The following is an 8,603-nucleotide window of genomic DNA, read 5'->3' on the forward strand; positions in this document are numbered from 1 at the left end:
CCGTGTATAATTAATTGCTAGGTCACTGCCGATTTACGAACATTCCTGCGGAATATTCTATCTGTGATTTATTTGCTAAATTGGTTGCTTAACCACGCAACTAACCATACACAATTACGTTGGTGCGCCACGAAGTTGTGGTTTTCCAGTAGGTGTAAATCCTACCTAAATAATTTGCTGTTCATTTAGAAGAGCTGCCGACAGTTAAATTTGTGAGGATTTCGCTGAAGCTCGGCATGTTCAAATAACCAAGCTGTAATACACAAGTGTGAACCCGTAGTAGCTTCGATAAGTGTATCTGTAGATTGGGGAGAGTTTCGACGATCTCGAACCCTGTTATGTTGCATGGATAAACAGTAACATGAAGTGTAACAATCTACCGGAGTCATAGGGATGGCGTGGTTATAGATGGAAAACTACGAAACCCCGAAAAAACGGGGCAGGCTGTGGGAGGTCTCTTGTTACAAATGGTGGCAACTATAAAAGCTAGTACATAAGTATTACGAAATTACTAGCTGTAGCAAGAGAAGTCGGAGGTGTTTATAGTACCTATGATGTTGGAGACAACAAAACTCTAATTAGGAAAGGGACACTACTTTAGATATGCTTATATGAAAAACAGAATGACAAGTATTGATGTAAATCTATTAACAAGTCCATCGCAAAGCGATGCAACAATTCGTGTTTTTCAGAGGAAGCTATATATTAGAGCCAAGCAAGATAAGGGCTTCAAGGCTTATAGTCTTTACGGAAAACTCTGTGAGGGCAATACGCTTATAGAAGCCTATCGACGAGTTAGGAGCAACTATTCTAAAGGGGTAGGTGTAGATAATCAAAGTTTTGACGCTATTGAAAAGCAAGGAATATCTATTTTTCTTGGCGAGATTCAACAAGACTTACAAGGTCATACCTACAGGGGCAAAGCAGTAAAGCAAAAGCTCATCCCCAAGGAAAAGGAAGGAGATTTTAGGGTATTAGGAATACCAACAATTCGCGACCGCGTGGTTCAAATGGCAGTAAAGATGCTAATAGAGCCACTTTGGGAGGCAGATTTTGAGCACACCTCTTTTGGATTTAGACCCAAACGAGGAGCAAAAGACGCCATAAAGCAAGTAAAACAAAATATTTATGATAGGCATCAATTTGTCTATGATGCGGACTTGTCGAAGTATTTTGACACCATACCGCATACTAAATTATTTATTTTACTAAAGAAAAGGTTGGTAGATCATAGCATTTTAAGTTTGATACATCAATGGTTAACCGCGCCTGTACGGCTACCCAACGGAAAGCTGGTAGCGAGTACCAAAGGAAGTCCACAAGGGGGAGTTATCTCGCCATTATTATCAAACATATATCTCCATGCATTTGACCAGATTGTAAACAATCCAAAGGGGAAGTTTGCCAAGGCAAACATCCGCATAGTTCGTTATGCAGATGATTTTCTATTGATGGGTAAATGGTATTTCAGCAAAGAGATACTGGGCTATATCAATAGTATAATGGATAATATGGGATTAACGTTAAATAAAGAAAAGACCAAACTTCTGCATAGTATTAAGAGCAGTTTGTTCTTTTTGGGGTTTGAATTTAGAAGTATAAAGTCCAAATTTGGATGGAATGCCAAGAATTACACCAATGTACGACCCAGTATGAAATCACGTTCCAAGCTGTTTTCAAAATTGCGAGAACTATTTGCAAATCGAAAACATTGGACAATTGAGTGGATAGTATGGAAGGTTAATCAATTATTAAGAGGTTGGCTAAATTACTTTTCTATCAGTAAGGTTACACATATTTGGGAAACCATAAAAATCATTAAAAAGCATCTGGATTACAAATTATTTAAATGGATGAAGTGCAAAGGAAGGAAAGCGCATCGGAAGCTACGCCAGCGACCCTATGAGAATTTGGTTAAATTTTACAACCTATTTGACATAGAAAAGTATGCACGTTTGAAAACCCTTGCGAAAGCCCAATAAAGAAATCTATCGGTAAGCCGTGTGAGGGAAAACTTCATGCACGGTTTGATGAAGGGGGCGCTGATTGTTTTATTATATTCGTATAGCGAATATGAGAAGAACAATCAGGCTCTACTCTACTGTGTAATGCGAAAATTCGTCTTCAAATAAAATTGTTTCCTAAATAAGAAACATTTATCTTTGTCAAAATAATAAAGTTGAATGAATCCGAAATTTAAGGTCGAATTACTGGAAGAAGTGAACGAATTTTTAAACGGACTCAACGAAAAGGCACGTGAGAAAATCATATTCAATATGCTAAAAGCTCAAGTTGTCAGTAACAATGAACTTTTCAAAAAGCTGAATAACAACGTTTGGGAATTCCCAACTCTTCACAACAAAACTAAATACCGCCTTTTTGCCTTTTGGGACAAGACAGATAAAACCGAAACTGTCGTTATATCAACTCACGGAATTGAAAAGAAAACAGCAAAGACACCTAAAAAGGAAATTGAAAAAACCGAACGGATAATGAAACAATATTTTGAGGCTAAAAAATAACGATATGGAAAAGAAAGGAATGAAAACTTACAGTTTGGACGAAGTGACCGACAAATACATCGGAAAAAAAGGAACGCCAAAAAGAGACGAATTCGAGAACGAACTTCGGCTCGACCTAATCGGAAACGCAATCAAACAAGCTCGAAAAGAACGAAACTTGACACAAGCCCAACTTGGAGAGTTGGTCGGTGTCCAGAAAGCACAGATTTCGAAACTCGAAAACCATTTGACTGACGCTCGATTTGAAACGATTTTAAAAGTATTTAAAGCATTAAACGCAAAAATTAATTTTAATGTCGAATTACTAAACCAAAATCTGAACTTATCATAAAGTGGGAAAAGCACTACACACAATAACGTGTATAATTCATTGCTAGTTCTAGCCTACTTACGAATCCCGAAGCGTCGGGACTCGTAGACTTTCAATCTGTGATTTATTTGCTAACTTTATTGCTAAAACACGCAACGAAATCATACATAAACACTTTACATTAAAAAAATAACCCTTAATTCAATAATTCAACCTTAAGGTTACATTTCTAATAAGTGTATTCCGATACTGAGCTTTATCAAAATGCCCTAGAAAAAGTGAAATCACGTCAAAAAGTTACAGAACTACTCGGTGAAATAGAACCGATTGACAAATTTGCGATTTTAGAGGGCGAAGTTAACTATACCAACGGCAACCAAACGGTAAATTCTACCATCCAGATACAAGGGACAAAAGGAAAAGCTAAGATGGATATTTCCCCAGATAGAATTGAGGGCAAGTGGGTCTATAAAAAGATCTATGTCCGAATTAAAAACCCAGATGATAACAAACAAACGATTAAAATTATGGATGAGCTCTAAAAAGTAGTAAGCTTACTCTACTCAAAAGTTGTTTGGGATATGATCACCAAATAGAAGTTTAAATTTTATAAAGTGTAGTCACTATAGTTCCTTTTTGGCCATTTAAAATACTAGATGATAATTGCATTTCTTCCTTTACCTTTAAGTTAAATGGTGCAGCCGTCAAGTTGACGCCACTTTGCTTTTTTAGTCTAATTCCTTGGCCTGAAATAATATCCTTATTGGGTATAAAATCTCCTTCGGGTAAATGTTCGGTTACGATGATATATCTAAAAACTCTTAACTTACCCACTATACGTTGAATTTCAGTATTCGATAAATGTTGTAACACTTGTCTTAGTAAGGCACAATCTCCAGAAGGCAACTCATCTACTGCAATATCTAAACACTGGAATTCTAAATGATCTTCCTTAAATTTTTCTATATTCCGCTCTATGAGACTTGTAACTATATCAACAGCATGGTATTTTGTGGTATAGTTTACCAACTCTTTTCCTATGTTGAAATCACCACAGCCTAAGTCGCAGACAGTAAGCCTGTTTTGAAAGGATCTTAAAAATGAAGATACAACCTCTATGTAGGGGTTAATCACTTCAGGATGATGGGAGCCCATTCCCGAATAGAAATCGGAGGTGTTGCCTCCCCAGAGTTTCATTTCGTAAATCTGTTCCATAGTTTCTTTTGTTGGCCATGGGGTTTTTATACTCTTTGGTTTGTTTTCTTTTTCTTTCATCACCACCGTATGGGTTTCTGCAGACGAAGGTATCCAATTTTAGTATCACCCCTCATTAATCATATTTTCAACTTCGGCTCTGTGTATCACCCTTTCATTTTGAGTAAATTGCCTCGGGGCAGGCACATTAGACATTATATAGGAAAAAGTTTATAATTCAAGGCAAGCCTCGGAGTATTTTAATCTCGATTATCGAGTAAATAAACCGAATAATGGTGGAAGTATAATCCATACTTATCTCAACTCTGTTATATTGCATTCAAAATCACTCATATGAAATTGAATTTATTGTCTTGTGATGCTCAAAGACCAGATAAAAGAGCGATAGCTAAATGTATTACAGAGATTTCACTTGGTATTAATGAACCATTGTCTAGCGAACTTACAGATATACTTTTAGAAGGAGATGCCGTAGATATTGAGCTAGAAGATAAAAACGCTGGCTCTGCTTTAAGAGCTTTGCGAAAGCTGGATATTGACTATGAAATTATAGAGTGAGCCAAATACTTTATTTAGAAACCATCACTGATTTTAATAAGTCGGGGGAAATCATAAATAACCAAAAGCTAAGCTGTTTTTAGGGATGTCTTTAGGAATAGATGACGTGTAAATTGAAAAAGCCAACACGAATTGTAAAAACTGGTGTCGGCATTTTTAAAATCAGTTACTTAGAATATTTTTGTACCAAAGGCATTAATTCCATACTAAGTCCCTGACCCATTTCCATACCTTTTACAGCTAGTTTCGATTGAGTTTCTAGCATTTTTTCTCCAAGTTCAGACTCGTAAAATTTCAATAGTTGTTTTACATCTTCATGGGAATAATATTCCATCGACATTTCAGCCATTTTCGAATAATAAGTATCCATAATAGGCTTCAAATCTTTTTTAAAACTGTCCAAATTTTCTGCAGGAATCATGGCGTAAAGTTGACTAAAAGAGGCTTCTATAGCATCATTTGATAATTTTGTGAGCTTCAGCGCATCTTCTTTGAACGACTCATTTTGAGCTTGGGTTATTCCGAAATTGCCCAGACAAATCAATAAAATAATTAATGTTTTCTTCATAATAAAGGGATTAGTAGTTTTAGTTATTTGAGGTAAAAATAGAAAATTCATTTTTAGTTGTAAAGGAAAATTAAAGTTTAGTTTATAGCAAATTCATTAAAATCTACTCATACGTAAGGTAATCTAGAGAAAAGCAATAAATCTGTTCAAAGAGAATACTTGATCGAATGTTTGGGGGTTATCTTAAATAAGACTTCTATGCGATGCTGAATTCAACCATTAAGTTTCAACACTATAATTACAAACATTGAAGGCGAGAAACTTAAGTGATGCTGTCATGAAAAACATCAAACAAAATCTGGTTTTGCGCTTACTTACAAGAGCTATACGTATTAAAGCAGTAGATTTATTTCCAGTTTTCGGGATTCTGCTATCACTTATGATTGCAGCATTGGCGATGAGCTTAAGTTCGGTTTCAGTTATTGACAATGCTTTGCGGTTAAAAAACACGTCTATATAACTACTTCCAATTGTAAGATTGATCAACTTTAGTAGGGGAGTGGACTTATAAGTTATAGTGATTGATTAGAAAAAGCAACAGCATAAACGAATGCATTTATTTAGGCTTCAGAAGTCCATTCGGTTTGTATTTGCTAAATTTAGTCTCTAGAGCAGCAGTCTATAAAATTTAAATAGATACCTTACGAGGTAGCTAAGCCATCCTAAGTATAGATTAACTATAAAATTGAAACATAATGAATACGACTAGAACGATTAATCTAAAAAGTAGACCCAAAGGAACCCCTAAATTATCAGACTTCGATTTTACTACTTCAGAAGTAAAAGAATTACAGAAAGGAGAGGTGTTGCTTCGCACAACCTATGTTTCTGTAGATCCTTATTTAAGAGGGAGAATGAGCGATGCCAAGTCTTATATTGAACCTTTTGAGCTCAATAAACCCATTGTCTCTGGGATTATTGCTGAAGTCATAGACTCCAAGAGTGATAATTTTAGTGTCGGTGATTTTGTCTCTGGTGTTTTAGAATGGAAAGAAACTCAAGTTGCCAAGGAGGATAGTTTAAAAAAAGTAGATCCTAGCCAAGCTCCGCTTTCTGCTTATTTAGGTATTTTGGGAATGACTGGATTGACGGCTTACCTTGGACTTACCGAGATAGGAAAACCGAAAGAAGGGGAGACTCTTGTTGTCTCTGGCGCTGCGGGAGCGGTTGGAAGCATCGTAGGACAAATTGGGAAAATCCTCGGCTTACACGTCGTAGGAATTGCTGGGACTGATGAAAAGGTAGATATGATTAAATCTGACTTTGGTTTTGATGAAGGTATCAATTACAATACTACCGAAAACATGACTCAGGCCATTGCCAAAGCTTGTCCTGATGGAGTAGATGTTTATTTTGATAACGTTGGAGGTGAAATTTCGGAGGCGGTTCTCTTCAATATCAATAAGTTTTCAAGAACAGTAAATTGTGGAGCCATCTCTGTCTACAATGACACAGAATTGCCCAAAAGCATAAGTGTACAGCCTTTTCTAATTAAGAATAGCTCTTCGATGCAAGGCTTTGTTATCTTCGATTATGTCGATAAACATCCTGCTGGAATTAAGCAATTAGCAAAGTGGTTACAAGAAGGTAAGCTTGAGTATACCGAAACGATTCAAGAAGGATTTGAAACTATACCACAAGCCTTTTTGGACCTTTTCGAAGGGAAAAATAAAGGGAAAATGGTGGTGAAATTATAATCGACTAGAGCTTATTTTTATAAATTATAGCGGCTTGAGTATGATTCAAGTCGCTTTTTTGGATTTAATATTCTGTACTTTTAGGTGAGGTGAATCCTATTCAAAATTATTAATATTATTTCTCTACATTTATTTGTTGTACGTCTTGTATTAAAGTACCGTTTGAGGATATACCTTGAATAATAAGCTGATAATCTACTTGAGGTTTTTTAATTTTGAATGAGATTTCTCCTGCTGCATTTAATTTGAGAAGGGGCTTCCAATCAACTACTCCATAATTTTGGTAGAAATCACTCGTGTAACTTTCAAATTTGGGGATATAATACTGTTTTTGTTGGCTAAAGGCTACGGGATAGTTAAACTTCTGAGGATTTACAGTTTTAGAGGACTCAAAAACTGACGTAAATCTGGAGTATATTTTTATACTTCCATTTACATCCAAAAAGCTCCCTCCAAAACCTCTAAGATTTATTTCAACATAATCTACGTTATCTAGAGAATAAAAACCAAAAAAAGAACCATCTAAAGGAACATCGTCTAGGTACAATTGCGGGCCTTGCGGTGTGTTTCCATCTGGTCTAACTCGATTTGATGCAGATAGATTTACCACCGATAAGCCTCCTCCATTTTCATTGGCTCTAATCCCTGGTTTGGAATCTAGGTATCTACCTAGGGTTTGAAAAAGTGTGATGTCATCGTAATTTATAACACTAACCCTGCCCCATTTTTCAGCGCCTAGCTTACGCTCGCGTTCCTTTACTTTATCTACCCTTTTTACTAGTACAACTTCATCGAGTACTTCTCTATCTTTTCCAAATAAAACTTGAGGTTGATCCTGAGTATAATTTAATGAGGTCTTTTCTACTTTAGGTTGAACAAAAGGAGCATTTGTCTTAAAATCAGGGTAAGTATTTGGCGAAAATCTTACGTATAGATTAGCAGGGAGTAATTGGTTCCCTTGCATTTTAGAAATAGCAAGTTCATCATCTTCAAAATGAAAAAAATTATTTATAATGAAAGATTTTTTATTTGCAGGGATGTTGACAACCTGAGGCGAGCTGGAGTTACTTGCATGAATCAGAAATTCCTGATTTTCCCCTGTAGGTTTATTTAAGGTTGCCTCAAACTCCAATAAATTTTCAGATTTATAACGAATCTCAAAATCGGAATTAAAAATGGAACCCCAGTCATACGCGCTCCATCCTTGAGTGATTAATAGCTTGTCGAGTTCTTGTATTTTGTGCTTATCAACCGCATTAAAATACCAATCAGCCTGTTGAACTACACCTCTAATATAGGGTTGCAGCAAGAGATAAGACGTGATTGAATGCTTATGTTGATTGGCAATTGAATTTTTTGGTAAAACAGAGACACTCACCTTTATGCTGTCTAGTGCCATCTTAGGCTTCATTTGTATTTCTAATGAATCTAACGAGGCCTTGATTTTTGGACTACTGAATGTAGTTATTGGAAGGTTATTATAATTAAAAAATATACGCTCCGCTATCACTTTTTTATCAGGGTCAATTAAGGTGAGTATATTCATACCAGGTGTAAATTCCTTAAGGTTAAAAAGAAAAGGAAAAGAAAGGTATTTTTCAAAATTGAGATTAAAAACCTTACTGCCTTTTAAAGTATGAAGTATTAAGGAAAACGACTTATCTCTAAAGATATTGGCGCTTTCGCGATTAGTTTCTACTAAAAGTCTAAGTTCATCCTGAGTTGTTTTGGCA

The 8,603-nt window shown here is 35.8% G+C and carries 8 protein-coding genes and 2 pseudogenes; 7 read left to right on the forward strand and 3 right to left on the reverse strand.

Annotated elements, in window-relative coordinates; genetic code table 11:
• The first annotated feature begins 611 nt into the window (after positions 1-611).
• The 4 genes from ltrA to PGOND44_RS14515 all read left to right on the forward strand — a co-directional run bounded on the left by ltrA (position 612) and on the right by PGOND44_RS14515 (position 3,374).
• The gene (ltrA, locus tag PGOND44_RS14500) at positions 612-1,982 is read left to right on the forward strand and encodes a group II intron reverse transcriptase/maturase (protein WP_040556270.1); all 1,371 of its coding nucleotides are present in this window, start codon (positions 612-614) and stop codon (positions 1,980-1,982) included.
• A gap of 201 nt (positions 1,983-2,183) precedes the next feature.
• Entirely contained in the window at positions 2,184-2,522 is a 339-nt protein-coding gene (locus tag PGOND44_RS14505; RefSeq protein ID WP_003445335.1) for a type II toxin-antitoxin system RelE/ParE family toxin, read from the forward strand.
• Positions 2,523-2,541: 19 nt separating this feature from the next.
• Positions 2,542-2,853 (forward strand): helix-turn-helix transcriptional regulator, encoded by a 312-nt coding sequence (locus PGOND44_RS14510; protein WP_040556273.1) that lies wholly within the window; start codon positions 2,542-2,544, stop codon positions 2,851-2,853.
• Between the two features lie 215 nt (positions 2,854-3,068).
• Positions 3,069-3,374 (forward strand): cytochrome c oxidase assembly factor Coa1 family protein, encoded by a 306-nt coding sequence (locus PGOND44_RS14515; protein WP_003445338.1) that lies wholly within the window; start codon positions 3,069-3,071, stop codon positions 3,372-3,374.
• A 58-nt stretch (positions 3,375-3,432) separates the two neighbouring features.
• Here PGOND44_RS14515 and PGOND44_RS14520 read toward each other — a convergent pair whose 3' ends face one another.
• Positions 3,433-4,107 carry a class I SAM-dependent methyltransferase gene (locus tag PGOND44_RS14520; RefSeq protein WP_003445341.1) on the reverse strand — a complete coding sequence of 225 codons (675 nt, stop codon included), beginning with the start codon at positions 4,105-4,107 and terminating at the stop codon, positions 3,433-3,435.
• Between the two features lie 273 nt (positions 4,108-4,380).
• Here PGOND44_RS14520 and PGOND44_RS14525 point away from each other — a divergent pair, with 273 nt between their 5' ends.
• A complete protein-coding gene (locus PGOND44_RS14525) occupies positions 4,381-4,605 on the forward strand; it encodes a hypothetical protein (RefSeq protein WP_003445343.1) in 225 nt (74 codons plus the stop codon).
• A 166-nt stretch (positions 4,606-4,771) separates the two neighbouring features.
• Here PGOND44_RS14525 and PGOND44_RS14530 read toward each other — a convergent pair whose 3' ends face one another.
• Complete coding sequence (locus tag PGOND44_RS14530) at positions 4,772-5,173, reverse strand: DUF2059 domain-containing protein (protein WP_236612010.1); 402 nt, start codon at positions 5,171-5,173, stop codon at positions 4,772-4,774.
• Between the two features lie 247 nt (positions 5,174-5,420).
• Between PGOND44_RS14530 and PGOND44_RS15440 the strand changes: the two are divergent.
• A pseudogene (locus PGOND44_RS15440) lies at positions 5,421-5,633 on the forward strand (hypothetical protein); the annotation flags it as partial.
• Between the two features lie 235 nt (positions 5,634-5,868).
• A complete protein-coding gene (locus PGOND44_RS14535; RefSeq protein WP_003445352.1) occupies positions 5,869-6,870 on the forward strand; it encodes an NADP-dependent oxidoreductase in 1,002 nt (333 codons plus the stop codon).
• A 115-nt stretch (positions 6,871-6,985) separates the two neighbouring features.
• Here PGOND44_RS14535 and PGOND44_RS15690 read toward each other — a convergent pair.
• Positions 6,986-8,603: pseudogene (locus PGOND44_RS15690) on the reverse strand (hypothetical protein); the annotation flags it as partial.

The organism is Psychroflexus gondwanensis ACAM 44, assembly GCF_000355905.1.
Classification (GTDB): domain Bacteria; phylum Bacteroidota; class Bacteroidia; order Flavobacteriales; family Flavobacteriaceae; genus Psychroflexus; species Psychroflexus gondwanensis.

What these genes read in the sequence shown, in the direction of transcription:
- PGOND44_RS14530 (WP_236612010.1), bottom strand. Translation starts at nt 5,173, where the DNA reads ATGAAGAAAACATTAATTATTTTATTGATTTGTCTGGGCAATTTCGGA.
- PGOND44_RS14535 (WP_003445352.1), top strand. Translation starts at nt 5,869, where the DNA reads ATGAATACGACTAGAACGATTAATCTAAAAAGTAGACCCAAAGGAACC.
- ltrA (WP_040556270.1), top strand. Translation starts at nt 612, where the DNA reads ATGAAAAACAGAATGACAAGTATTGATGTAAATCTATTAACAAGTCCA.
- PGOND44_RS14520 (WP_003445341.1), bottom strand. Translation starts at nt 4,107, where the DNA reads ATGAAAGAAAAAGAAAACAAACCAAAGAGTATAAAAACCCCATGGCCA.
- PGOND44_RS14525 (WP_003445343.1), top strand. Translation starts at nt 4,381, where the DNA reads ATGAAATTGAATTTATTGTCTTGTGATGCTCAAAGACCAGATAAAAGA.
- PGOND44_RS14505 (WP_003445335.1), top strand. Translation starts at nt 2,184, where the DNA reads ATGAATCCGAAATTTAAGGTCGAATTACTGGAAGAAGTGAACGAATTT.
- PGOND44_RS14510 (WP_040556273.1), top strand. Translation starts at nt 2,542, where the DNA reads ATGAAAACTTACAGTTTGGACGAAGTGACCGACAAATACATCGGAAAA.